The sequence below is a fragment of the Streptomyces griseus genome (genome assembly GCF_900460065.1).
GTDB lineage: Bacteria > Actinomycetota > Actinomycetes > Streptomycetales > Streptomycetaceae > Streptomyces > Streptomyces griseus.
The window spans coordinates 37,231-61,315 of record NZ_UAVD01000042.1; the positions used below are offsets into that span (position 1 = coordinate 37,231).

Annotated in this window: 21 protein-coding genes; 7 read left to right on the top strand and 14 right to left on the bottom strand. The window is 72.6% G+C overall.

The genetic code is table 11. The annotated features are described in order from the left end of the window. Nucleotides 1–7: 7 nt before the first annotated feature. The 4 genes from DTB53_RS30170 to DTB53_RS36995 form a co-directional block, all read right to left on the bottom strand. A complete protein-coding gene (locus tag DTB53_RS30170; protein ID WP_012382040.1) occupies nucleotides 8–1,219 on the bottom strand; it encodes a JmjC domain-containing protein in 1,212 nt (403 codons plus the stop codon). Then, the gene (locus DTB53_RS30175; RefSeq protein WP_012382039.1) at nucleotides 1,216–2,487 is read right to left on the bottom strand and encodes a hypothetical protein; all 1,272 of its coding nucleotides are present in this window, start codon (nucleotides 2,485–2,487) and stop codon (nucleotides 1,216–1,218) included. Before DTB53_RS30175 ends, DTB53_RS30170 begins: the two co-directional genes overlap by 4 nt. Beyond that, on the bottom strand, nucleotides 2,484–5,009 hold the full coding sequence (locus DTB53_RS30180) for a DUF6624 domain-containing protein (protein ID WP_042497729.1): 2,526 nt from the start codon (nucleotides 5,007–5,009) through the stop codon (nucleotides 2,484–2,486). The genes DTB53_RS30175 and DTB53_RS30180 overlap by 4 nt, the downstream gene beginning before the upstream one ends. Nucleotides 5,010–5,114: 105 nt before the next feature. Then, nucleotides 5,115–5,282 carry a hypothetical protein gene (locus DTB53_RS36995; protein ID WP_003970887.1) on the bottom strand — a complete coding sequence of 56 codons (168 nt, stop codon included), beginning with the start codon at nucleotides 5,280–5,282 and terminating at the stop codon, nucleotides 5,115–5,117. Between the two features lie 222 nt (nucleotides 5,283–5,504). Between DTB53_RS36995 and DTB53_RS30185 the strand changes: the two genes are divergently transcribed. Next, nucleotides 5,505–7,565, top strand: a complete 2,061-nt coding sequence (locus DTB53_RS30185; RefSeq protein ID WP_012382037.1) for a neutral/alkaline ceramidase — start codon at nucleotides 5,505–5,507, stop codon at nucleotides 7,563–7,565. 56 nt (nucleotides 7,566–7,621) lie between these two features. Here DTB53_RS30185 and DTB53_RS30190 read toward each other — a convergent pair whose 3' ends face one another. From DTB53_RS30190 to DTB53_RS30205, 4 genes are all read right to left on the bottom strand, one after another. Beyond that, a complete protein-coding gene (locus DTB53_RS30190) occupies nucleotides 7,622–8,104 on the bottom strand; it encodes an NUDIX hydrolase (protein WP_003970885.1) in 483 nt (160 codons plus the stop codon). A 113-nt stretch (nucleotides 8,105–8,217) separates the two neighbouring features. Further along, complete coding sequence (gene lnt, locus DTB53_RS30195) at nucleotides 8,218–9,795, bottom strand: apolipoprotein N-acyltransferase (RefSeq protein ID WP_042498922.1); 1,578 nt, start codon at nucleotides 9,793–9,795, stop codon at nucleotides 8,218–8,220. A 169-nt stretch (nucleotides 9,796–9,964) separates the two neighbouring features. Beyond that, nucleotides 9,965–10,528, bottom strand: a complete 564-nt coding sequence (locus DTB53_RS30200) for a hypothetical protein (protein ID WP_012382035.1) — start codon at nucleotides 10,526–10,528, stop codon at nucleotides 9,965–9,967. Nucleotides 10,529–10,633: 105 nt separating this feature from the next. Beyond that, nucleotides 10,634–11,419, bottom strand: a complete 786-nt coding sequence (locus tag DTB53_RS30205; RefSeq protein WP_012382034.1) for a glutamate racemase — start codon at nucleotides 11,417–11,419, stop codon at nucleotides 10,634–10,636. Nucleotides 11,420–11,477: 58 nt separating this feature from the next. Between DTB53_RS30205 and DTB53_RS30210 the strand changes: the two genes are divergently transcribed. Beyond that, nucleotides 11,478–12,659 carry a glycosyltransferase gene (locus tag DTB53_RS30210; protein WP_012382033.1) on the top strand — a complete coding sequence of 394 codons (1,182 nt, stop codon included), beginning with the start codon at nucleotides 11,478–11,480 and terminating at the stop codon, nucleotides 12,657–12,659. A gap of 43 nt (nucleotides 12,660–12,702) precedes the next feature. Here DTB53_RS30210 and DTB53_RS30215 read toward each other — a convergent pair whose 3' ends face one another. From DTB53_RS30215 to DTB53_RS30240, 6 genes are all read right to left on the bottom strand, one after another. Continuing rightward, nucleotides 12,703–14,055 carry a TerD family protein gene (locus DTB53_RS30215; protein WP_012382032.1) on the bottom strand — a complete coding sequence of 451 codons (1,353 nt, stop codon included), beginning with the start codon at nucleotides 14,053–14,055 and terminating at the stop codon, nucleotides 12,703–12,705. 144 nt (nucleotides 14,056–14,199) lie between these two features. Continuing rightward, nucleotides 14,200–15,741: a SulP family inorganic anion transporter gene (locus DTB53_RS30220; protein ID WP_012382031.1), complete on the bottom strand. Its 1,542-nt coding sequence runs from the start codon at nucleotides 15,739–15,741 to the stop codon at nucleotides 14,200–14,202. Between the two features lie 81 nt (nucleotides 15,742–15,822). Continuing rightward, nucleotides 15,823–16,422 (bottom strand): carbonic anhydrase, encoded by a 600-nt coding sequence (locus DTB53_RS30225; protein WP_003970878.1) that lies wholly within the window; start codon nucleotides 16,420–16,422, stop codon nucleotides 15,823–15,825. A 366-nt stretch (nucleotides 16,423–16,788) separates the two neighbouring features. Further along, complete coding sequence (locus DTB53_RS30230; protein ID WP_030703045.1) at nucleotides 16,789–17,448, bottom strand: response regulator transcription factor; 660 nt, start codon at nucleotides 17,446–17,448, stop codon at nucleotides 16,789–16,791. Then, the gene (locus DTB53_RS30235; protein ID WP_003970876.1) at nucleotides 17,378–18,877 is read right to left on the bottom strand and encodes a sensor histidine kinase; all 1,500 of its coding nucleotides are present in this window, start codon (nucleotides 18,875–18,877) and stop codon (nucleotides 17,378–17,380) included. The genes DTB53_RS30230 and DTB53_RS30235 overlap by 71 nt, the downstream gene beginning before the upstream one ends. Continuing rightward, a complete protein-coding gene (locus tag DTB53_RS30240) occupies nucleotides 18,877–19,056 on the bottom strand; it encodes a hypothetical protein (protein WP_042497725.1) in 180 nt (59 codons plus the stop codon). The genes DTB53_RS30235 and DTB53_RS30240 overlap by 1 nt, the downstream gene beginning before the upstream one ends. A gap of 699 nt (nucleotides 19,057–19,755) precedes the next feature. On the opposite strand from DTB53_RS30240, the gene DTB53_RS37000 reads away from it, so the two are divergent. From DTB53_RS37000 to DTB53_RS30260, 5 genes are all read left to right on the top strand, one after another. Next, the gene (locus DTB53_RS37000) at nucleotides 19,756–19,911 is read left to right on the top strand and encodes a hypothetical protein (protein ID WP_003970874.1); all 156 of its coding nucleotides are present in this window, start codon (nucleotides 19,756–19,758) and stop codon (nucleotides 19,909–19,911) included. 131 nt (nucleotides 19,912–20,042) lie between these two features. Further along, nucleotides 20,043–21,284: a phenylacetate--CoA ligase family protein gene (locus DTB53_RS30245; protein WP_003970873.1), complete on the top strand. Its 1,242-nt coding sequence runs from the start codon at nucleotides 20,043–20,045 to the stop codon at nucleotides 21,282–21,284. A 36-nt stretch (nucleotides 21,285–21,320) separates the two neighbouring features. After that, nucleotides 21,321–21,836, top strand: a complete 516-nt coding sequence (locus DTB53_RS30250) for a glycine-rich domain-containing protein (protein ID WP_012382030.1) — start codon at nucleotides 21,321–21,323, stop codon at nucleotides 21,834–21,836. 107 nt (nucleotides 21,837–21,943) lie between these two features. Continuing rightward, entirely contained in the window at nucleotides 21,944–23,206 is a 1,263-nt protein-coding gene (locus DTB53_RS30255; protein WP_012382029.1) for an MFS transporter, read from the top strand. A gap of 317 nt (nucleotides 23,207–23,523) precedes the next feature. After that, nucleotides 23,524–24,003, top strand: a complete 480-nt coding sequence (locus tag DTB53_RS30260) for a DUF6643 family protein (protein ID WP_012382028.1) — start codon at nucleotides 23,524–23,526, stop codon at nucleotides 24,001–24,003. Nucleotides 24,004–24,085: the final 82 nt, after the last annotated feature.

Genomic DNA, 24,085 nt, shown 5'->3' on the forward strand with positions numbered 1-24,085 from the left:
TGCCGGGTCAGCGGGTTTCGACGCGGGTGACGGCACGGAAGCCCTCCAGTTCCTGCAGCAGGCGTCGGACGTCCGCACGCCGGGCTTCGGGCAGTTCCCCGACCCGCACCGCCTCGCCGGCGTCCAGTCGGCGCAGCACCGCGAGGGCGTCCGCCCCGATCGCGCCCGAGGTGACATGGCCGTTGGCGGCCCAGCGAGGCGGGCCCTCGCCCGGGGCGGGCAGCAGCGGGGCGCAGCGGCGTACGGGAGTGTCGTCGTCCAGGGGGCGGGGCGCGGCGGGCGGCTCGGTCGGCCAGAAGCCGCCCGCGGTCCGCACGCGCAGCGCGAGCGCGGTGGCCCGGTCGGTGAAGCGGTCCTCGGCCAGGTGTTCCGCGAAGGCGTCCACGGCGTCGGCCAGGGCCCTGGGCAGTTCCCCGGCCAGTCGGCCGTCCGGACCGGCGTCCGGGGTGAACAGCGGGGCGGAGCTCTGCGGCCGGGTGCCCCGGAACAGGTCCTTGATCTCGTAGTAGGGCCGGTGCTCGCGGCGCGGGATGCCCACGTTGACGCTGGTCGCCGGGGTGTCGGAGGCGCTCTCCCCCACGTGGTAGTAGCGGGCGGGCCAGTAGAGCAGGTCGCCCGGTTCGACCTCGGCGACGAACGAGGACGCCAGGTAGGACTGGTAGTCCAGCACCGTGTGCACCGGGTCCGACCACGGCCGGTCGGCCCAGAACCGCATCCGTTTGGTGCCGCGTACGCAGAACATGAAGGTGGCGAAGCGGTCCTGGTGGACGCCGACCGGGCTGTGCTCGTAGGAGCCGTGGAACATCGTGGAACCGGCGGTGTGCGTGGGCTGGCCGACCCGCTCCCACAGCCCGGCGTAGAACCGCTGCGCGCGGTCCCACAGCGGGTGGGAGAAGGAGTGGAAGCGGTGGACGACCAGGGCGTAGCGCCGGCCCTCCAGCCGGTCGGCCATGCGCCGCTCGTAGCCGTCGAGCGAGCCGTCGCCCGCCTCGGGCAGATAGTCGTGGGGCCGGGTCTGCTGCCGCCGCCGCACGAGGAACTGGAGGTTGCCCGGGACGGCGAGCGGATGGGGCGGCCGGCTGCCGGACACGGCGGCCCGAAACACCTCGTGCTCGTCGAACGGTGCCGTGTCGAGGCCCTTGTACAGGACGGGCGCCCGGTCCCAGAAGCGGTCGGCGAAGGTGTCCCAGTCGAAGGACTTCTCGACGGTCAGGGTCATCGCGTCCCCTCCTCGACCAGGTCGATGCCGCGCAGTCGGTAGAGCCTGTCGAGCAGCGCGAGCACCGTCGGATCGTTGCTGTCGTCGTCGCCCGCGGCGAGAGCGCGGCAGACGTCGTCGGCGCCGGTCTCCGCGCCGTCGCCGAGGGCGGCGTACACGCGGTCGCCCGCGGCCCCGGGCAGGGTGAAGACGTTCCCGTCGACCGCCCAGACCTCGTGCGCGGGCCCGTCGGCCATCCGGACGATCTCGCCGGTGCGGCGGAAGCGGGTGTCCCGGGTGATGGACACGCCGTCGCGGGGCACCGGAATCGGTTCGAGCCCGGCCGCCGAGCGCAACGCGGCCCAGCGGACCCGCAGCGTCCTGCGCAGCCGTTCGCTCTCCACGGCTCCGCGCAGTTCGTCGCCGAGCGCGGTCAGCCGGGGCAGCACCCCGCCGGGGTCGCCGATACCGGTTCCGGAGCCGAACGGGAAGTAGGGCACGGTCTCGTCGCGGTCCCGGCCCGCGTGCACCAGGTCGGCGAGCAGGTCACGCAGCGCGGTGAACGGCAGCCCCCGGTCGACCGGGATCCGCAGGCGCAGGGCGACGCACCGTTCGCGGTAGGTGTCCACGTGCCGCCGGCCGCCGGGCCAGTACAGCAGTTCCCCGGCCCCGGCGCTGAGGCCGCGCGCACCGGGCACGTACCGGTCCGGCTCGGCGATGTCCGCCGGCGGGGGCCCGCCGCGCTCGTCCCACAGGGTCACGTCCATGCGCCCGCGCAGCACCCAGGTCAGCGCCGCGTGCGTCGGGGCCTCGACCGCTCCGGCGTGCTGGACGAACCGGTCGCCGGTGAGCACTTCGGCGGTGAGGGGGAGGTTGGGCCAGCCGACGTGTCGCCAGAGCCCGCTGACCGTGTCCCGTACGGCGGACCACAGGGCGTGGTCCAGGAGGAGCGGCTGTCGTACGGTCAGCAGGTAGCCCTGTCCGGGGACTTCGGCTTCGAGCCGGTCGAGGTAGTCGTCCAGGGTCGGGTCCGCGGTGTCCGGCAGCAGGGTTCCGGGGGCGCGCAGCCAGCCGTCGCCGAGAAGGAACCGGACGTCGGGCATCACCCAGAAGCGGGTGCCCGCGCGGAACGGTGCGCAGGAGACCACGTTCAGCGGGTGGACCGCTTCGAGGCCGAACGGCGGGCGGGCGCGCAGTCGCACGGGCCGCCGGTCCCAGTGGCGCTGTGCGAACAGCTCCCAGTCGACGCCGTCCGGCGTCCGCCGCGCCTCGGGGGCCAGCGTGCTCATGATGCTTCCCTTCCGGTCAGGGGGAACCGGCGCCGTATCCGGTCCGTGTGCTCGGCGAGCGGTTCCATGCCGAGGGCGGCCCGGCGGCGGTCCACGTCCTGCGGATCCTCCACCGGCCAGGGGACCAGCACTCCGTCGACGGGCTCGAACTTCGTTCCGTACACCTGCGGGAGTCCGTCGGTCACCCGTAACTCGTCGGTGAGATAGGCGATTTCCCGCCACGGTAGATCGCCGCGCTCCGCGGCGTCCCGCATCAGCTCCAGGCAGTGGCGGCGGAAGTCCAGGTGCTCCCGGGCGTGCTGGACGAGGCGGCTCGCGGCGGTGGCCGCCTCGGCGCCGACCAGGGCGCGCCCGGGCCAGCCGTGGTCGGCCACGACCGTGGTGAGCCAGGCGATGCCGGCGTCGGTCAGGTCGCGCAGGCGGCGCTCGGCGGTCGTGTCGCTCATGCCGCCGTCGGCCCACGGCGTCCGGACGGCGCCGTCGAGCCGGTCGAGCCGCAGCAGCCTGCGCCGGATCTCCCCGGCGGGCGCGGGCTCGACCGGGGCTTCGGGCGCGTCGGCCGGGTCGATGCGCAGCCGCACCTTCTGCCGGTCCCAGAGGTAGGTGATCCGTCGGCCGGCCTCCGGCCAGTCGAAGGCGACCTGTCCTTCGGCGGGGCTCTGGAGGTGGAGGCGGACGCCCAGGAGAGCGTCCGTGACGACGTGGTCCGTCACGTCGTCGAACACGTGCTCCACGGCGTCCCGGAGGGCCACGCCGAGACCGGCGAGGGTGAGGTTCTCGCCCTCCAGCAGCTCCCGCAGCGGGGGCCAGCCGCCCTCGGGCTCCGGACGGGCGGCGACCCGGGCCGTGCCGAACGGCACGGGCGGCGGTTCGACGCTCAGCACCGGTCCGCCCGCCAGGGAGCGGACGAAGTAGGGCACGTCGAGACGGCGCAGCTGGTCGCGTTCGGGCCGGTCGAAGTGGACGTCGGGATCGGTGGGGTGAGGGGCGGCGCCGCCGCCGGACAGCCAGCGGGGCACGAGCGCGTCGAAGTACCGGAACGTGGGCTGTCGCAGGACGCGTACGTGGTGGCCGGCGGTGGCGGTCGACAGGAACGCGCCGATGGCGGGCCGTTGGCGGCACATGAGGGTCCAGGCGTCGAACATGCCGCGCAGCATGGCCGGGAGGTAGGGGCCGTAACCGGTCCGCCCGCCGGTGTCGGCGACGACGTTCCTGGTCGCCTCCCGGGTGAGGGAGGCGCGGCGGCGGTGCAGGCGCAGTTCACCCGTCGGCCGCTCGGTCCAGCACACCGGCGGGCCCTCGGCGTCGCACCAGCGGGCGGTGCGCTCCAGGCCGACGTGGTGCTGGTCGATCTCGGCGGTCGCGTCGTGCAGGAGGCCGGTGTCGTAGAGGCGCGGGACCCGGCAGAAGAAGATCTCCAGGTCGATCGGGTAGAGCAGGGGCTCGGGGTCGCCGGGTCTGCTGCCGGTGACCACGTTGCCGCCGATCATGTCGGTGATCCCGAAGGCGAACATCGCGGCGGTCAGCGAGCCGGCGCGGCGCCAGAACCGCCCCGACTCCCCCGGGGTGAGCCGGGTGCCGGTCAGCTCCCACGGTCCGGAGGCCCGGATCGGCCCCCATTGCGCGGGCGGCTCGATCCACTCCTGCCACAGGTAGCCGGGCTCGGCTCCGGGCCAGCAGGCCAGCACGGGCAGCCGGACCTCGCCGGAGGCCGTGGGCGCGTGGTTGAGCAGATCGAACAGGGAGGCGGGCGGGACGGATCCGGGGCGGGCGGCGGGCGGGGCCGCCCCGGGGGACGCGGGAGACGCGGGAGACGCGGTGAACAGCAGCTCGCCGGAGGCCGGCCGTGGTTTGTAGGCGACCCGGCCGCCACCGGCGCAGTCGAGGCGCAGGACGCGCTGGCGTCCGTTGTGGGTCTCCTCGCCGTGGGCCCACAGTCCGACGACCGGCCCCCGGAAGGCCGGCTGCTCGGGCCAGCAGGCGTTCATGTCACGGAGCAATCGGTCGAGGAAAAGCGTCAGGAATTCCTCGCAGCGCACGGCCCACTCGGCCACCCGGTCGCGGGCGTAGTGCGGTCTTCCGGCAGCACAGGCCACGAATGCCTCGGATACCACGGGGCCAAAGATATCGGCGTTGGTGATATCCAGAATTCCTTCGGAAACAACGTCCGAATAGCGGGGCCCGGCCCCTGCGCACCAGGCGTCCAGCCGGTCCCACAGGTCCAGCAGCGGAGCGAACCGCCGGTCGTGGAGCGCGTTCTCGATCATCCGCGCGTCCGTCTCGCCGCCGAGCAGGCGGTCGATCGCGACCGTCCCTTCCGGTCCCGCCCTGACGACGGGCGGGAACATTCCGCCGGCCCCGCCCTTGCGGACGGCGTCGATCACCCGTCGGGCGGCCAGGGGGAGTTGGGGCGATCCATCCTGGTCGGCACCCGGGCGGGCCCGGCGGCGCGCGTCGCCGCCGGAGGATCCGCCGAGCTCTCCACCGGGGTCACGCATGTCCCAGAGGGGTTCGACGTCCATGGGTGAATCCGGTGCGTCCGGCACGGCGGCCCTTCGGCTCGTCACGGGGAGGGGATGCGCGGCGCACCCGGGTGGCGCCGACGCGGCGACACCACCCGGCGCGCGTCAACAGCAGTAGATGGACGCGCACGAACCACAGGCGGTGCCGCTGCCCGAGTTCGTCGGTGAGGCGAGCGGCGGAATTTCTTGTTCCAGATCGCCGATCACCAGATCGAATACATCATCGGCGTTCCGGTCCGTTCCGCCCTGGACCTTTTCCTCAACTGCCTGCATGAATATCCTCCTCCCGTACTGGCCAATTGATCCGCCACTCAGTAGAACAATGCGACATGCCCATGTCAACGAGCCGAGCGGGGCGCACCGCTTTACTGGCCGGTAGGCATCTATGCGACCCAGGTCACACTGCTCTACGGTCGGGGCACTGCCCCGGCCCCTCCACATCGGCGGGCCGCCGACCGGGCCCGGGCATCCCCGTCTCCCGCCCCAGGAGGTTCCATGCCACCCCCCACCGCCCGCCGCTCCCGCCGCAGGCTCCCCGTCGCGGTGCTCGCCGCCGCCCTCGGCGCGGCCACCCTCGGCGCCCCTTCCCCCGCGTCGGCGTCGAACACCGCCGACGGCGGCGACTACCTCGTCGGGCGAGGCATCTCCGACGTCACGGGCGAGGCCGCCGAGACCGGGATGATGGGCTACTCCAGCTTCGACCAGAAGACCTCGGGCATCCATCAGCGGCAGCGGTCACGGGCCTTCGTCGTCGTCGACCGGGCGAGCGGCAAGCGCGTGGTGTACGTCAACGCCGACCTCGCCATGATCTTCCAGTCGGTCCGGCAGGGCGTCATGGCCCGGCTGAAGGAGCGTTACGGCAGCCTGTACGGCGAGGAGAACGTCCTCCTGTCGGCCACCCACACCCACTCGGGACCCGGCGGCTACTCCCACAACGTCGCCTACAACCTCTCCGTCCTCGGCTTCCAGAAGGAGACCTACCGGGCGATCGTCGACGGCATAACGGAGTCCGTCGCCAAGGCCCACGAGGACCTGAAGCCCGGCACGATGAGCCTCGGCACGGGGACCCTGACCAACGCCAGCGTCAACCGCTCGCGCGAGGCCTTCGACCGCAACCCGGCGGCCGACCGGGCCGCCTTCCCGGACGCGATCGACCCGGCGATGACCGTGCTGCGCTTCAAGCAGGGCGAGCGGGACGCGGGCGCGATCAGCTGGTTCGCCACCCACAACACCTCGATCACCAACAAGAACACGCTCATCAGCCCCGACAACAAGGGCTACGCCGCCTACGCCTGGGAGCACGACCACGAAGGCGTCCGCTACCTCGACGACACCCCCGGGTTCGTCGCGGCCTTCCCCAACACCAACGCGGGCGACATGTCGCCGAACCTCAACCTGAAGCCGGGATCCGGGCCCACCGAGGACGAGTTCGAGAACGCGCGCGTCATCGGCGAGCGCCAGCTCGACAAGGCCCGCGAGATCTACGACGGCACCCGGCCCGTCTCCGGAGGGGTCGACTCCCGGCTCGCCTACGTCGACATGGAGAACGTGACCGTACGCCCGGAGTACGCCCCGGACGGCAAGGAGCACCGGACCTGCCCCGCCGTCGTGGGCGCGTCCACGCTCGCGGGCAGCGTCGAGGACGGCCCGGCCATCCCCCTCTTCGAGGAGGGCATGCGCACGCCGATCGCCCCCATCCTCGAAGCGCTGCGCGTCGACACCCCGTCCTGGCTCGCGACCTGCCAGTACCCCAAGGCGAGCCTCGTCCCCACGGGGCTGCTGAGCAACGTCCACCCGGTCACCCCGAAGCGCCTCCCGCTCCAGATCATGAAGATCGGCGAGCTGCACCTGGTGGCCGCACCCGGCGAGTTCACGATCGCCTCGGGCCTGCGCGTACGCCGCACGGTGGCCCGGCAGCTCGGCGTGCCGCTGGACCGCGTCCTGCTCCAGGGGTACGCCAACGCCTACAGCCAGTACGTGACGACACCGGAGGAGTACGACACCCAGAACTACGAGGGCGGCTCCACGCTGTACGGCCGTTACACCCTGCCCGCGTACCAGCAGGAGTACGACCGGATCGCGAAGTCCCTGCGCGAGGGCACGACGCTGGATCGGGGCACGATGCCGGCGGACGAGTCGGGGCGGCAGTTCACCTTCCAGACCGGGGTGGTGTACGACAACCCGCCCTCGGGCAAGGCGTTCGGCGGGGTCCTCAAGGCCCCGGAGCCCTCATACGCGCGCGGCTCCACCGCGACCGTCGAGTTCGCCACCGGACACCCGAAGAACAACCTCCGCCGGGGCTCCACCTTCCTGGAGGTGCAGCGGCTGGTGAACGGCTCCTGGCAGCGGGTGCTGGACGACGGCGACTGGGGAACCACCTACCGCTGGACCCGGCTCAACGATCTGACCGGCACCTCGAAGGCCACGATCACCTGGGACATCGCGGCGGACACGGACCCCGGCACCTACCGGATCGTGCACCACGGGGACGCCAAGAGCCTGCTCGGGAAGATCACGTCGTTCACCGGGACGACGGGCGGCTTCACCGTGCGGTAGGGCTCTCGCCCGGATCGGCCCGAGCCCGGCACGATCCGGACGACGGCCGCGGGGGCTCAGGTCGTGCGCGGGGTGGGCTGGAACCAGGCGGGGCCCTCGGTGAGGGCCTGCTTGATCCGGAACAGGGCGAACTCGCCGAGGGGCGGGAGGCCGTCCAGCGGGAACCAGCCCACCTCCAGCGACTCGTCGTCGTTGACCCGCGCCTCACCGCCGGTCGCCCGGCAGCGGAAGGTGACGTCCAGGTACTGGCAGCGGTCGCCGTTCGCGTACTGCACCGGGTCCAGCGCCTGGGTGAGCACCACCCGCTCGGCCACGCAGTGCACGCCGGTCTCCTCCAGCACCTCGCGCTCCGCCGTCGCCGCCGGCTCCTCCCCCGGTTCGGAGATCCCGCCGATCACCGACCACTTGCCGGTGTCGGCGCGCCGCCCGAGCAGTACACGGCCCTCGTCGTCGAGGACGACGGCCGTCACCCCGGGCAACAGGAGCAGCTGGTGCCCGGCGGTGGCACGGAGTTCACGGATGAAGTCGGGAGTAGCCATGGAACCGAGCCTACGTGGCCGGGTCGGGTGCTACTGACCGGTCCCGTCGACTGGCCGCAAAGTGTCGTCCACCGCCCGCCGGACGCACCCTGGACGCGACCTCGCGGAGGCCCTCAGCTCCGGCGGGCCCGGAGAGCCGCGACGCCCGCCCAGCCCAGACCGGCCAGGGCAAGCAGCGCGATGACGGCCTCCGGCAGGGGGCCCATCCGGGTGGCGGGGGTGAGCGAGGAGCGCAGCGGGACCTCGTCGACGAGGGCGTCGGGGGTGAACATCCCGCTTTTCTCGACGATCGTGCCGTCCGGACGGATCACCGCGCTGACCCCGCTGGTGACGGGGACGACGACGGCCCGGCCGTGCTCGACGGCCCGCACCTGGGACATGGCCAGTTGCTGGTAGGTCATCTCGCTGCGGCCGAACGTCGCGTTGTTGCTCGGCACGGCGATCATCTGGCCGCCGTGGGTGACGGTGTCGCGCACGGCGTCGTCGAACGCGGCCTCGTAACAGGTCACGAGCCCCACCTTCGTCCCCGCGAGGTCGAAGACGCCGACCTCGGTGCCGGGGACGAACTCGCGCTGCACCCGGTCGACGTCCTCGCTGAAGAAGCGGGCGACGGTGCGCATCGGCATGTACTCGCCGAACGGCTGGATGTGCCGCTTGTCGTAGGTGGCGACGGGGCCCCGGTCGGGGTCCCACTCGATCAGGGTGTTGCGGAGGCTGTCGGAGCCCTTCTCGACCACCGAGCCGACGACCGTGGGGGCGCCGATCGCCTTGACCGCGTCGTCGATGACCTGGCGGGCGTCCGCATTCAGGTAGGGGTCGAGGTCGGAGGAGTTCTCCGGCCACAGCACGAAGTCGGGCTGCGCCTCCTTGCCCGCCTTCACGTCCTCGGCCAGTTGCGCGGTGCGCCGGGCGTGGTTGTCGAGGACGGCGCGGCGCTGGGCGTTGAAGTCGAGGCCGAGGCGCGGCACGTTGCCCTGGATCGCGGCGACGGTGGCCGTGCCATTCTCCGCCGAGTCGTCGACCAGGGGCAGTGCGGCGAGGGCCCCGGCGACCGGCACGAGGACGCTCACGGCGGCGCCGGCGACGGCCGCGCGCGGAACCCCGCCGGTCCTGCGGTACGCGACGAACTGTCGCACGGCCTCGTAGAGCCCGAAGCCGCACAGGACGACGGCGAAGGAGAGCAGCGGGGTGCCGCCGAGCGCGGCGAGCGGCAGGAAGGCGCTCTCGGACTGGCCGAAGGCGATCTTGCCCCAGGGGAAGCCGCCGAACGGGATCCGGGCGCGGACCGCCTCGTCCAGCGTCCAGACCGCGGCCGCCCAGACGGGCCAGTACGCGAGCCGGGTCACCGCGGCGATACCGAGACACCCCACCGCGATGAAGAGGGCCTCCGCGGCGGCCAGGGCCAGCCACGGCACAGGGCCGACGTCCTCACCGGTCCAGTGGAGCAGCGGAAGCATGAAGCCGAGGCCCGCGAGAAGCCCGAGGCCGAAGCCGGACCGGAGTCGGCGCCCGTGCAGCACCCATCCCAGCAGGGCGAATCCGGGCAGCACGAGCCACCACAGGGGCCGGGGCGGGAAGCTCGCGTAGAGCAGCAGTCCGGACACCACGGCGGCGGCCGGGCGCAGGAGCCGCGACAGCGGTCCGGCGGCCGGGGAGGCTGTGGCGGGTGGCGGGTCGTCGACGGGAGTCATGGTGGCGCTCACCCGCCGGATTCTACGGTGGGCGGCTGTGAACGGCGGCGTTGACCTGGGTGGTGCGGGGACGCCTGGCGGCCCCGGGGCGGCCGACGGAGGGCGGCCCGGTCGGCCGGTCGCCGGGAGGGCGGCCGCAGCCCGGCGACCGGAGGCCGGCCGCCCCCGGTCAGTCGCCCGGTCGTTTGCCGGAGGCCGGCAGGTGCAGGCGTTGCCGGATGAACCGTACGGCGGCCTCCGCGTCGTCGACCGTGACGGTGAAGGTGCGGCCGTCGCCGAGGCGCAGGACCATGCCCTCGCCCTTGCGGACCACGACGGCGGTGCCCTGCTCGGGACGCCAGCGGTAGCCCCAGCCGCCCCACTGGCGCGGGTTGATCCGGGGGACGAAGTCCGCGCCCGTCACATGGCTGAGCAGGATCCGGCGGCGCGGCAGGCCCGCGTGGCCGCAGCGCACCTCCAGGCTGTCCCCGTCGACCTTGACGGCCACATGGACGAAGGCGAGGGTGCCGAAGAGGATCAGCAGTCCGGCGGCGAGGCAGCCGACCACCGACATGAGCAGCGGGGCGATGCCCGAGGTCCAGGCGCCGTCGACGGCCAGTTCGATGCCGAGGGCCACACAGCCCGCACCGGCGAGGGCCAGCAGCCACTGGACGCGGTTGGTGGCCCGGCCGTTCCACTCCGTGGGCGGCGCCGGGCTCGACCCGTGCCTCGCACTCTCGGGGAGGTCCGTCATGTTCAGCAGCGTAGCCGCGTTCCGGGTTTCCGGCCGGGGCCGCGGGGGCCGATCGGGCTACCCCCTCGATCCGCCGGAGGCTCCCCGGCGGCCACCCGGTTCCGGTCAGCGGGTGGGGACCGCGGCGGCCAGCAGCCGGCCCTCGGCGTACGTCAGGGCGGCCCCCGGGAGGGCGGCGGGGCGGCCGGCCTGGAGCACGGTGAGACCGGCGGAGGGCTCCGCGCCCGGGGCGGGGTCCGCTCCGATCCGGCGCAGCGCCTGGGCGGCGACCGCTCCGGCGGACCCGTGCAGGGCGAGCGGCGGGCCGTCGGGCCGCTGCACGGCGTCGCGGATCCGGGCGGCGACCAGCTCGTAGTGGGTGCAGCCGAGGACGACGGCCCGCACGTCGCGCGGGGTGAGGGCGGCTGCCGCCGCCACGGCACGGTCGATCCCGGCCTCGTCGCCGTGCTCCAGGGCGTCGGCGAGCCCGGGGCACGGGACCTCGGTGACCTCCGCGGTCCCGCCGAAGTCACCGATCAGCCCGCGCTGATAGGGGCTGCCGGTGGTGGCGGGGGTGGCCCAGATGGCGACGGAGCCGCCGCCCGCCGCGGCCGGCTTGATCGCGGGGACCGTGCCGATGACCGGCAGCGCGGGCTCCAGCTCGGCGCGCAGCGCCGGCAGGGCGTGTACGGAGGCGGTGTTGCAGGCGACGATCAGCGCGTCCGGCCGGTGGGCCGCGGCGGCGCGGGCGACGTCGAGGGCGAGCGCGGTGATGTCCTCGGGGGTGCGGGGGCCCCAGGGCATGGAACCGGGGTCCGAGGAGAGGACGAGTTCGGCGTCGGGCCGCAGCCGGCGCACAGCGGCCGCTGCCGCCAGCAGGCCGATTCCGGAGTCCATGAGCGCGATCTTCACCCGGTCACCCTAGCCGACAGCCCTTGCGGACCGGGCTCGGTGGGGCAGACTTCGGCGGATGAGCGCCGTTGCCTGGATCGCCGTGGGTTCACTGATCGCGTGGGTGTGGCTGCTGCTGGGGCAGGGCTTCTACTGGCGGACGGACCAGCGGCTCCCCCGGCGCACCGACCCGGCGCGCTGGCCGTCGGTGGCGGTGGTGGTGCCGGCCCGCGACGAGGCGGAGATGCTGCCGATGAGCCTGCCGTCGCTGCTGCTCCAGGACTATCCGGGGGACGTCCGGATCGTCCTCGTCGACGACTGCAGCGGCGACGGCACCGGGCAGCTTGCCCGGGACCTGGCCGCCCGGCACGGCGGGTTCCCGCTGGCCGTGGTGACGCCCGGAGAGCCGGAGCCGGGCTGGACGGGCAAGCTCTGGGCGGTGCGGCACGGGATCGCGGTGGCCCGGCGGGAGAAGCCGGACTTCCTGCTGCTGACCGACGCCGACATCGCGCACGAGCCGGACAGCCTGCGCGATCTGGTGGCCGCGGCCGGCTCCGGGGGCGAGGGCGGCTTCGACCTGGTGTCGCAGATGGCGCGGCTGCGGGTGGAGAGCGTCTGGGAACGGCTGGTGGTGCCGGCGTTCGTCTACTTCTTCGGACAGCTCTATCCGTTCCGCCGGGTGAACCGGGCCCGGTCGCGGACGGCGGCGGCCGCGGGGGGCTGCGTGCTGCTGCGCACGGGGGCCGCCGAGCGGGCCCGGATCCCGGACTCGATCCGGCAGGCGGTGATCGACGACGTGTCGCTGGCGCGGGAGGTGCGGCGCGGCGGGGGCCGGATCTGGCTGGGGCTCGCGGATCGGGTGGACAGCGTGCGGCCCTATCCGCGGCTGGCGGATCTGTGGCGGATGGTCGCACGCAGCGCGTACGCCCAGCTGCGGCACAGTCCGCTGCTGCTGGCGGCGACGGTCCCGGGGCTGCTGCTCGTCTACGTGGCGCCGCCCGCGACGCTGACGGCGGGGCTGCTGACGGGGGACGGGGCGGCGGCCTGGGCGGGTGGCGCGGCGTGGGCGGTGATGACGGCGACGTATCTGCCGATGCTCGCCTACTACCGCCAGTCGCCGTGGCTGGGGCCGCTGCTGCCGCTGACGGCGGTGCTGTACCTGCTGATGACGGTCGACTCGGCGGTTCAGCACTACCGGGGGCGGGGCGCGGCCTGGAAGGGCCGCACCTACGCGCGCCCGGAGGCCGCGCCCGACCGGTGACGCCGCGCGGAGGTGTACGGGCGGTCCGGGCGGGCGCGGCGGGTCACTTGCGGCCGGGCGTCCAGTTCATGCCCCAGCCGTAGGCGGCGTCGATGGTGCGCTGCGGGCTCACTCCCCGGTCCGGGACCAGGTAGCGGGCCTCGCGCTGCACCGTGAGGTCGCCGCCGTTGTTGGTGATCAGGGCCAGGGCGCAGACGGTGGAGGGCACGGTGCACTCGTCGAGGGAGAAGTCGATGGCCGCGCCGTGCTGCGGCTGGAGGGTGACCGTGGCGTGGAGGTCGGCGAAGCTCCGGGCGCCTTCGTAGATGGTGACGAAGATCAGTACGCGCCGCAGCAGGTCCTTGTGGTCGAGGTTGATGGTCATGTTCTCGCCGCTGGAGAGGGCGCCGGTGCGGTCGTCGCCGTCGAGGTGGATGTAGGGCGGCCTGTTCAGCGAGCCGAACGCGTTCCCGAGGGACTGGACGACCCCCTTGCGGCCGTCGGCGAGTTCGTACAGGGCGCAGAGGTCGAGATCGAGATCGGCGTGCATGGCGACGGCCCGGCCGAGCTTCGCCCCCCACCCCTTGAACTGTTTGCGCACTTCCCAGTTGAGGTTGACGCGCAGCGCGCCGGAGGTGCCGCCCTGTTTGGCGAGCGAGACGGCAGGGGTGCCCTTCGTCAGCGTGATCTTGGTCAGCCGTACGGGCGTCGCGGCGGGCGGGGCCACGGGGGCTGCGGGCGGCGGGGGCGGCGGGACGGGCGCGGTGACCGGGGCGGAAGCCGGGGCCGGCGCGGGAGCAAGAGCGGGAGCCGGGGCCACGGCGGCGGGCCGGGGCGGCGACGGGGGCGCGGGTGCCGCCGGGGCCTGCGGGGTCTGTTGCGGTTCGTCCACGGAGATGCCGAAGTCCGTCGCCAGGCCTTCGAGCCCGGTGCTGTAGCCCTGCCCGACCGCGCGGAACTTCCAGGCTCCCTGGCGCAGGTAGAGCTCGCCGAGGATGAAGGCGGTCTCGATCGTGGCGTCCGTGCTGTCGAAGCGGGCCAGTTCCGCGCCGCTCGCCGCGTCGGTGACCCGCACGTACAGCCCGCTCACCCGGCCGAAGGTCCCGCCGTCCGCCGAGGCGGCGACGACGATGCGGTCGATGGCGGGCTCGACCTTGCCGAAGTCGACGAACAGGGTGTCGGTGACGTGGTCGGGAGCGGTCCGCTTGCCCTCGTGCCGGACCGCGCCGGACGCGTGGGCCGGCTGGTTGTAGAAGACGAAGTCCGCGTCGTCGCGGACCTTGCCCGCCACCAGGAGGAGAGCGGAGGCGTCGACGTCCGGGGCGCCCGCCGCGGCGTGGCGTCCCAGTTCGACGCGCACCGTCCCGGCCGGCACCGCGACGTTGCTTCCTTTTTGCATGGTCATGCTCGCCCCCATCACGAATCCGGCTGCCCGCAGGCTTTGCCCCCACAACCTAACGGCCGGTGGAGGTCGAGCTCGCGGGCGCCGGGACCGGGGCGGACGAGGGCGTGTCCGGCGGACCCGGTCGGGATCCGTCGGACACGCCCTCGGGGCCGGCGATCAGCGCCGGCGGCTCCGGGTGCCCGGAGGGCCCTCACCCTCCGGAGCGACGCCCGCGAGGGCGGCCTCGCGCGGTGTGTCGTCCGTGGCCGCTTCGGCGCCCCGCACGGCGCCGCTGTGGGCGGTCCACGCCTCCAGGGCGGTGCGGCAGGCGTGGTCCAGGTGGCGGAGCCGCGAGAGGTCGAGCTCCACCGGCCGGTCCTTCGGCAGGGCCTCCAGGGTGTCGAGGATCAGCGGCAGGCGCAGGAAGGTGGCGCTGCCGCTGAGGGAGACCGTGGTGCGCTCGTCCTGCTCGTCGATGTCGAGGCGGACGGCGGAGGTCTCCCAGGCCGTCTTGATCACGGCCAGTCCGATGCCGAGCAGCACGCCCATGAACATGTCCGTGAGGACGATCGCCAGCGCGGTCACCATCAGGACCACGGCCTCGCCCCGGTGTTCGCGCCAGAGCGGCCGGAAGGTCGCGACGGGGATGAGCTTCGCGCCGGCGTGGACGAGGATGCCGGCGAGAGCGGCCACGGGGATCAGACCGAGCACGGCGGGGAACAGGGCCGCGAACAGCAGCAGCCACGCGCCGTGCATGATCCGGGAGGCCTTGGTGCGCGCACCTGCCTGCACGTTGGCCGCACTGCGCACGATGACGGCGGTCATGGGCAGCGCGCCGACGAGGCCGCAGATGGTGTTGCCCGTCCCCTGGGCGATGAGTTCCTTGTTGTACTGCGTGCGCGGGCCGTCGTGCATCCGGTCCACGGCGGCGGCGCTGAAGAGGGATTCGGCCGAGGCGATGAGCGTGAAGGCGAGGATGACGCCCAGGAGGCTGACGTCGGCCAGCAGGCCGAAGTCGTCCAGGCTCGTCAGCCGCAGCGAGTCGATCAGCCCCTGGACCTTGATCGGGGCGACGGGCAGGTCGAACGCGGCCACCGCGGCGGTGGCCAGACCCACGGCCACCAGCGGGCCGGGGAGCACCTGGGGCAGACGCCCGGGCAGCCGCTTCCAGAGGACCAGTACGACGATGGTGCCGACGCCGATCGCGGTGGAGGAGATCGCCGCGGCTCCCGTGATCTGCGTGAACAGCTCCGGCAGCCCTGCCAGGTTGTCGACACCGTTGCCCGGGGCGGTGGCCCCGGCCATGGCGTAGAGCTGGCTGCCGATCAGGACGAGCCCGATGCCGGCGAGCATGCCGTGGACGACGGCCGTGGAGATGGCGCGGAACCACCGTCCGAAGCCGATGAGGCCGAGTCCGACCTGGAGGACGCCCGTGGCCAGGACGAGGATGCCCAGCGCCGCGACGCCGTGGGTGGTGACCGCCTCGTACACGAGGACGGTGAGGCCGGCGGCGGGGCCGCTGACCTGGAGCGAGCTGCCCGGCATCGCGCCGGCGATCAGCCCGCCGACGATGCCGGTGACCAGGCCCAGTTCGGCGGGGACGCCCGAGGCGACCGCGATGCCGACGCACAGGGGCACGGCGACGAGGAACACCACGATCGAGGCGAGGATGTCGCGGGACAGGGCGTCCGGGCGTAACCGGAGTTGTGGAGACGACATGAGAGCTTCAGCTCCTAGGGGAGTGGGGGGAGGCAGCAGGTGACGGCGGGAGCGGCCCGCCCGTTCACCGGTGGGTCGCTGTCACAGGGAGGAGAAGGTTCCGGTGGAGGCTCGGTGGGCCTGCACGGCGCCGGTGTGGACCTCGTAGTACCAGGCGTGCAGACCGAGCCGGCCCTCGCGCACGGCGCGGCTCACGCACGGGTAGTCGCGCAACGCGTCCAGTTGCGCCACCACGTGGCGCTGTACGGGCTGTTCGCAGTCGGGGCCGAACTCCTCGGGGCCGTGAGGTCCGGCCGTGGGGGCGCATCTGCCGAGCCAGCCGCGAACCGCCGGCAGGCTCCGCAGGTCCTCGCCCCGGGCCAGGGCTCCGACGGCGCCGCAGTGGGAGTGGCCGCAGAGGATGATGTCGGACACCTCCAGCACGCAGACGGCGTACTCGATCGTCGCCATCTCGCTCGTGGGCGCGTCCGGGTCGTAGGGCGGGACGATGTTTCCTGCCGTACGCATCTCGAAGAGTTCGCCGGGCCCGGAGTCGGTCAGCAGGGTGGGGACCACCCGGGAGTCGGAGCAGGTGATGAACATGGTGGAGGGCCGCTGGCCGGCCTCGAATTCCTTGAGCTCCCGGCCCGCGACGTCGCAGCGGGACGAGAAGGTGCGTGCGTGGTCGATGAGTTGTCGCACGGGAGTGTCCTCCATACGGAAGTGGTGTGTGGCCCTCACGCGGGGCGGGCTGTCACCCCGCCCGCAACCGGGCCTTCGTGGCACAGGGGTGGCCCGGGTACCACGGGGAACAGGTGCGGGTGCTCGCGTCGCAGGGCAGGCGGGGGGTTCGCCTCCGTGTCTGCTGGTCCGGTGTGGCGGCGGCGCCCTGTTCCCGGGCGGGGCCGCGGCGACCGACTGCGCCGCTCACGGGCCTCGCGTCACCGATGACCCGTAACGAGGAGTCTCGGGCCGGGCCATGAGGTGGCGGTGAGACGGCGGTGAGACTGTTCTCATGGGGTCCCGGCGGGCGTGTGCGCCGCCGGGCGAAGGCCGCCGCCCCGGCGGTCAGGCCCGGAGGCGGTAGCCGACGCCCCGCACGGTCTGGACCCGGTCGGCGCCGATCTTGCGCCGCAGATAGCGGATGTAGACGTCGACGATGTTCGAACCGGGGTCGTAGTCGAACCCCCATACCTGGCTCAGCAGTTGCTCCCGTGACAGCACCCGGTCGGGGTTGCGCATGAGGATCTCGGCGAGGGCGAACTCGCGGGCGGACAGGTCGGAGACCCGGTCGCCCACCTGGGCCCGTCGGGTGCGCAGGTCGAGGATCAGATCGCCCACCCGCAGCAGGAAGTTCTCCGCGGGCTCCTCACGGCGCAGGCGCAGGCGTACGCGGGCCAGTAACTCGTCGAAGGCGAAGGGTTTGACCATGTAGTCGTCGGCGCCGCTCTCCAGCCCGGCCACGATGTCGCTCACGCTGTCGCGCGCGGTGAGGATGACGACGGGCAGGGAGATGCGCGCCTTGCGCAGTTTGCGCAGCACCGTCAGCCCGTCGTCGCCGGGCAGGCCGAGATCGAGGATCAGGAGGTCGAAGTCGCGCCCGCGGGCGTGCTCGTAGGCGGAGAGACCATCGGCGACGACCCGGGTGACGTACCCGCTACGACGCAGGCCTTTTTCGACGAAGGCGGCGATTCTTTCCTCGTCCTCCGCTATCAAGATCCTGCTCACAGAAGGTTCCTTCCGTCGTGGGGTGCAGTGCGGGAAGGTCGATGACGAATCTCGCGCCGCCCCCGGGTGCCTCCTCGACGTGAGCGACACCGTCGTGTGCCTGGGCGATCTCGCGGACCAGCGCGAGGCCGAGCCCGATGCCGGGGGCGGCCCGGCCCGGGACCGCGGTGCCTCCCTGATAGAAGCACTGGAAGATCCGTTCCCGGTCCTCCGGGGCCACACCGGGCCCGGTGTCCGCGACCCACAGCACCACTCTGCCCCGCCACAGGCGCGAGCCGATCTCGATGGCGTCCCCTTCCCCGGTGTGGCTGACCGCGTTGACGGCGAGTTGCATCAGGGCCTGGGTGACCCGCTGTTCGTCCAGGTGCACGCTGACGTCGGCGACCTCGGCCACCGTCCAGTGCCTGCGCCCCAGCGCCTGGGCCTTGGCGGCCGTGTCGACCACCAGGTCGGTCAGGCTGGTCTGGCCGAGGGTGAGGAAGTCGGGGCGCTCGGCCCGGGCCAGGAGCAGCAGGTCGTCCACGATCCGCCGCATCCGGTCGAGCTCGTCGAAGAGCAGGGCGCGGGTCTGGCCGTGCCGGCTGTCGGGGTCCTCGTCCATCAGCTCCAGATGTCCGCGCAGCACCGTGATGGGGGTCCGCAGTTCGTGCGCCACCTCGTCCAGGAACTGGCGTTGCGCGGTGAAGGCGCCGGACAGGCGGTCGAGCATGTGGTTGAACGTCTCGGCCAGTTCCGCCACGTCGTCGTTGCCCCGCACCGGCAGCCGCTGGGTCAGGTCCGTCTCACTGATCCGCTCGGCGGTCTGCCTGACCAGCCGGATCGGAGCCAGCACCCGGCCCGCGACCAGCCAGCTGGCCAGTCCCGCGACCACCAGGGCGAAGCTCCCCGAGGCCAGCAGCAGCCGTGCCATGTGGCGCTCCTGCCGCAGTTCCCGGTCCCGGAAGGAGACCAGGACGAGCCGGGTGTCGACGTGGTCGCCCGCCATCTGCACCGGGACGACACCGTAGCGAACCGTGCCGGCCCGCGAGTCCAGCGACCGGATACGGGTGTCGGCCGTCCGCGCCATCAGGGCCACGACCTCGGGGTCCCGGTCCAGACGGACCGGGACCGGGCCGGGGCTGCGCCGGTCGGCCCGCCCGTTCACGACGCTGAAGAAGGCGGCGTTGTGCTCGGGCCGGTGAACCGCCATGAACGCCGTCAGCAGCGAGGCTCCCGTGGTGAAGCGGTCACCGCTGTACGGGTCGCGCGAGGTGCGGGCGAACGCGCGTAGCTTGTCGGCCTCGGACAGGAGTTGCGCGTCGACCTGCCGGTCGAGCTCCGCCTGCCAGACGATCGTGATCCCGAAGGTGGGCACGGCCAGGGCCGCGCTGAGGAGCATGAGCATCCAGCCGACGATCCGGGACCTGGCGCTGGTCGAGCGCCGGAGCATCAGTCGTCCCACTCGTCGTCCGCATCCCCCCGATTGCCGTGCGAGGCTTCCTCGTCCCCGTCGTCGGACTCGTCCTCCTCCTCGTCCGCGCCGGCCGCGCCGCCCGTGCCGTCCGTGCCGTCCACGTCGCCCCGGGGAACGCGTGAGGCCTTCTCGTCGTCACCGGTGGTCCGTGCCACTCCCCCGGCCCCGGCGCTTCCGGGGAGCCCGTGGGGGGCGGTTCTCCGGTCGTCGGACTCGGGCGGCGGCGGGGGCGACACGGCCCGGCCGCCCGGGCAGGCGCCGGACGGGGCAGGCGTGGCGGGGGACGGTGTCGGTGACGCGGCGGCACGGCCGGGGCCGGACGGTGCGGTGGCCTGAGGCGTCGGGCCGTGCAGGAAGGGCACGACGACCGCGGGCCCCATGGAGGGCGGCACATTCTGCCCGGGCCATATCCATACGACCAGTAACACCAGTGTCCCTGCTCCACATCCTGCCAGTACCGACCCCACCCCACGCCACAGCATCGGACCAGTCTGCCTTCGCGGGGTCCCGGGGACGGACATGAGGAAAACATTCTCATCTTCGGTGACCGTCGCCGTGTCCGTCACCTCACCGGTGTCCCCCGAGCAAGCCGGGCGACCCCCTCCCACCAGGGGCTCGGCGGATGGCGCGGCCGGCTGCGCGAATCGTGACCCGAACCGGCGCCGACGCGCCACCCGCAGAGCGGAATCACGCCAAACCAGTCCTGAACAGGGCTGCTTTCCATGGGTTGGGCATTGCCATTCATTGACAGTCGCTCAACCACGCTTTTACATTCAGCGGGCAGGCCGCGGAGAAATTCATTCACCGTCGGCCCGTCGCAGGGAGCACCTTCCGCACTATCATCGGAGGACCTCATGGAACACCTGATCCAGAAGATGGCCCAGGACGACGTCTGGCAGAATTGGCTGGCCGCCAACTCGGCCCAGGAGGCCACCAAGAACGGCTGCATCAGCGCGGCGCCCAAGAACGGATGTATCAGCGCCGCGCCGAAGGCCGGCTGCATCTCCTGAACGGCCGGGGACGCCCGGGTCCAGCTCTGTGAGAGCCCTCTCCCCCACCACAGCACGTTCCCGGGCGTCCCCGACTCCGTCTCCTTCGTAGCCCATATTTCTTCAACTATGCGAAACATGAGAAGGAATTAATGAAGGGCCAGCCGACCAGCGACGTCATCGAGCATATTCGCGACATACCGATCTACCAGGAGTCCCTGGCGAAGGGCCACTTCCCGCTGCTCGACAAGCCGGAGATCGCCCGCGGGTTCCCCGACAACTGGATGACGCCGCGGCTGGCGGCGGCGCTGGAGACCGGCGAGGCCGAGTTCGTCCTGTCCACGGGCACCAACCACGCCAGGATGCAGATCATCCGGCCCCCGTACTTCCTGCTCCGCTCCTACTACGAGCTGTGGCGCAACCACCCCGACATCGGCGAGACGTGGGAGTCGGGCTGCCGCCGGGTCTCGCTCACCACGGTGCTCGCGACGGAACACGTGGCGCGGGTCAACGCCGCCCGGCGCGGCGTGGAGCACAAGGGGATACCCATCCTGGCCGACCGCTGGCTCGACGAGCGCACCTGCTACGTCAACCTGCGGCTGGATCCGGCGCAGTGGGTCCGCAAGGACGTCCTGCGCATGCTCCGGGAGATCGACCTGGCACGGAGCACGCACCCCCAGGGGCGCTACCACCTCGACTGCTCCGCCTACCATCTGGCGCATCTGGTCCGAAAGGCGGAGGCCTGGGGCCTGTTGGACGCGTTCCCCGCCCCCGCCAGCATCATCCACGCCTACGAGTACACCCCGGTGAACGTACGCCGGTTCCTGCGCCGGCGCTTCGCCTGCCCGGTCATCGACCTGTTCGGCAGCACGGAGCTGGGCTACCTCTACTACAGCGACCGGGAGGGCCGGTACTGGCCCCACCTGGACGGGATGAGCGTCGAACTCCTGCCGGTCACCCCCGGAAGCACGATCCACCAGCTGATCGTCACCAGTGTGCGCAATCCCTACATGCCGCTCGTCCGCTACCGGTCGGGCGATTGTGTGCGCACCCGGGACGGCTCGCCCGACCCCGCGGCGATCACCCAATTCTGCGGCCGTCAGAAGGAATTGCTCGGCACACCGAACGGCCCGGTCGCCCAGGGCGACCTCGACCGGCATATCGCGGACGCTTCCCCCCGGATCTTCCTGCACCAACTGCGGCTCCAAGGCGACGCCGACGCCACCCTGTCGTACACGACGTTCACCGACGAACCCCTCGGGGCCGCGGAGGCCGTCGCGTTGCGGCAGAGCATCACCGAACTGACCGGACGGAACTGCCGGATCGAACACCGCACCCATATCCCCATCGGGCGTTCCGGCAAGTACATCTGGCTCGTCAGCGCCGGCACCTGACGCGCCGCCGTCCCCCCTCGAAGGAAACGGAGTGCCATGACAATCCGACGGACACTCTCCGCCGACGACCTGAAGCGTCTTCTCGGGGACGCCCTGCACACCGAAGTGACACGGCATTTCCACGACAAGGCGCCGGACACGCCCCAGGACTTCGTGGAGCGTCAGGTCACCGAATGCCTGCGGTACCTCTACCTCGTCTCCGCCCACCGGGACCAGCTCGCCGGACTTTTCCTGCCCGTCGAACAGAGCATCGACGAGATATGGCACTACCTCATCCTCCAGACCCGCGAATACCGCTCACTGTGCGAGGAACGCCTCCCCGGGCGGTTCTTCATCAACCACCGCAGCATCGCCTACGAGGAATACCAGGAAGAACCGGGACGCGAACGGGCACTGGAAGAGGCATTGCGCTGGATCCCCCTCTACTGCCAGGAATTCGGACCGTTCGACGAAGGCGCACTGCCGCACTGGACCATGGTCCGGTTCCTCCATGAGCAGTTGGGCATTCCCCTCTCGGAGATCGCGGAGCTGAAACCGATGGCCGTTGCCTGACGGAGATCCCCCTCGCCCGACCGACGATCGGACCCTCTCCCTTGCCGACTCGCAACAGACATCCGGTCGCCACGGGTGCGATTCCGGAGCAGCGGCGCGTTCTGGCCGTGCTGGTACTGGCCCAGATCATGAGCGGCGCCGGTCTCACCGCGGGGATCACCGTCGGGGCGCTGCTCGCCGAGGAAATGCTCGGCTCCACCGGCCTGGCGGGGGTGCCCAGCGCGCTGTTCACCTCGGGCGCCGCACTCGGCGCGCTCGGCATCGGCCGGCTCTGCACCCGTTGGGGCCGCCGCCCCGGGCTGGCGCTGGGCTACGCGACCGGGGCGTTCGGCAGCGTCGGCGTCGTGGTGGCCGCCGCCACGGGGAGCGTGGCGCTGCTCCTCCCGGCCCTCGTGGTGTACGGGATGGGTACGGCGACCGGCCTCATGGCGCGCTACGCCGGCGCGGACCTGGCCTCACCCGCCCGGCGCGGACGGGCCGTGAGCGCGGTGCTCTTCGCCACCACCCTGGGCGCGGTGACCGGGCCCGTGCTGGTGACGCCGGCCGGCGAGGTCGCGCACTCCTGGGGCGTGCCGCGTCTCGCCGGGCCCTTCCTGCTCGCGGCCGCCGCGTTCGCCGCCACCGCGGTCGTCATCGCCTGCCTCCTGCGGCCCGATCCGCTCCGGCTCGCCCAGGAGCGGGCCGTCCGGGCGGCGGGCGCCCCGGACGGGGGCGCGGACACCAGCACCGGGAAGGAGAGCGACGGGGGAACGAGCGCGCCCAGGGCCGGGACCGTACCGCCTGCCGGGCGTCACGACGTCGCCGTCGGCACCACCGTGATGGTCCTGACCCAGGTCGTGATGATCGGGATCATGACGATGACGCCGGTGCACATGCTGGCGCACGGTCACACCGCCCAGGCCGCGGGGCTCGTGATCTCCCTGCACGTCGGAGCGATGTTCCTGCCCTCCCCGCTCACCGGGCTGCTCGTCGACCGGATCGGCGGACGACGGGTCGCCGGCGCGTCCGGACCGCTGCTGCTGGCCGCCGGGGCAGTGGCCGCCCTGTCGCCCGCGGGCTCGGCGCCCGCGCTCGGCGCCGCTCTCGTACTCCTCGGCCTGGGCTGGAACTTCGGGCTGATCAGCGGTACCGCGATCGTCACCGGCGCCCTGCCTCCGGACCGGCGCGCCACGACCCAGGGGCTGGTGGACGTGGGGCTCGCGGCAGCCGGGGCGGCCGGAAGTCTGGCGTCCGGCCTGGTCGTCGGGCTGGCCGGGTACCCGGCACTGGCCCTGGCGGGCGGGCTCGCGGCCCTGTTGACGCTGCCGGTGGCCGGCCGGTCACCGGGTCGCGCACCGCGCACGGTCGGCAGCACCGGGCCCGGCGGGTGAGGGCGGCGGCAATAGCCTTACGGGGCCGGGGAAGACAGCGGGCCCTTTCGGGCCCGCGGACGATCTCCATGACGTCGAACCGGGCGCATCGCGCTTTGCCCAAACGCTTTTCGCTTGGCTCCGGGATGCTTCGACGCCGTTCCCGATCACGGTCGGGAGCGCGGGCCCAAGCCCTCGCCCACCAGCGGAAAGGTCCCCGCCGTTAACGAAATCTTTAACCGCGTTTTGACGGGCCGGGCGCACGGAACCAGCGTAAAACGGATAACCAGAAGATTGGGGCTCCCCATACAGCACATCGTGGGCTTAACTTAGGTGGCATGACGTCCCCCCGCTCCACCTTCGGCGGCGGCTACTACGCCGCGTCGTTCCCCGACACTCCGATCTACGACTCCTTGGTCGCGGAGCGGGGAACCCCTCAGATCGCACCCATCCGGGTTCCGGCCGCCTATGACACCGGCAACAGCTACCTGCCGGCGCTGCCCTCGGCGCTGCCCGCCCTGCCCACGGCCCCGTCGCAGCAGAGCGGCTACGGCTACCCGCAGCAGCAGCCGATGCCGCACCAGCAGGCTCCGGCGCAGCCTGCGCCGATGCAGCCCGCCCAACTGCAGCACGCGCCGGCGCCGTACATCCCGCAGCAGCCCTCGGCGGTCCGCGGTTACCCGCAGCAGCCGCAGCCGCCGCGGCCCGCGCCCGCCACCGGGTACGAGTCGATGCGCCCCGCCTCGCCGCGGCCCGCGCCGGCGCAGTCGCCGTACGAGGACCCGTACAACCGCCCGTACCAGAGCCGGGGGTACTGAACCCGCGACTCCGCGCGACGAGGTGCGCCGGGGGACGCACCGGGCATCAGCCGCATCCGGGACATCGGGGTGTCGGTCGGTG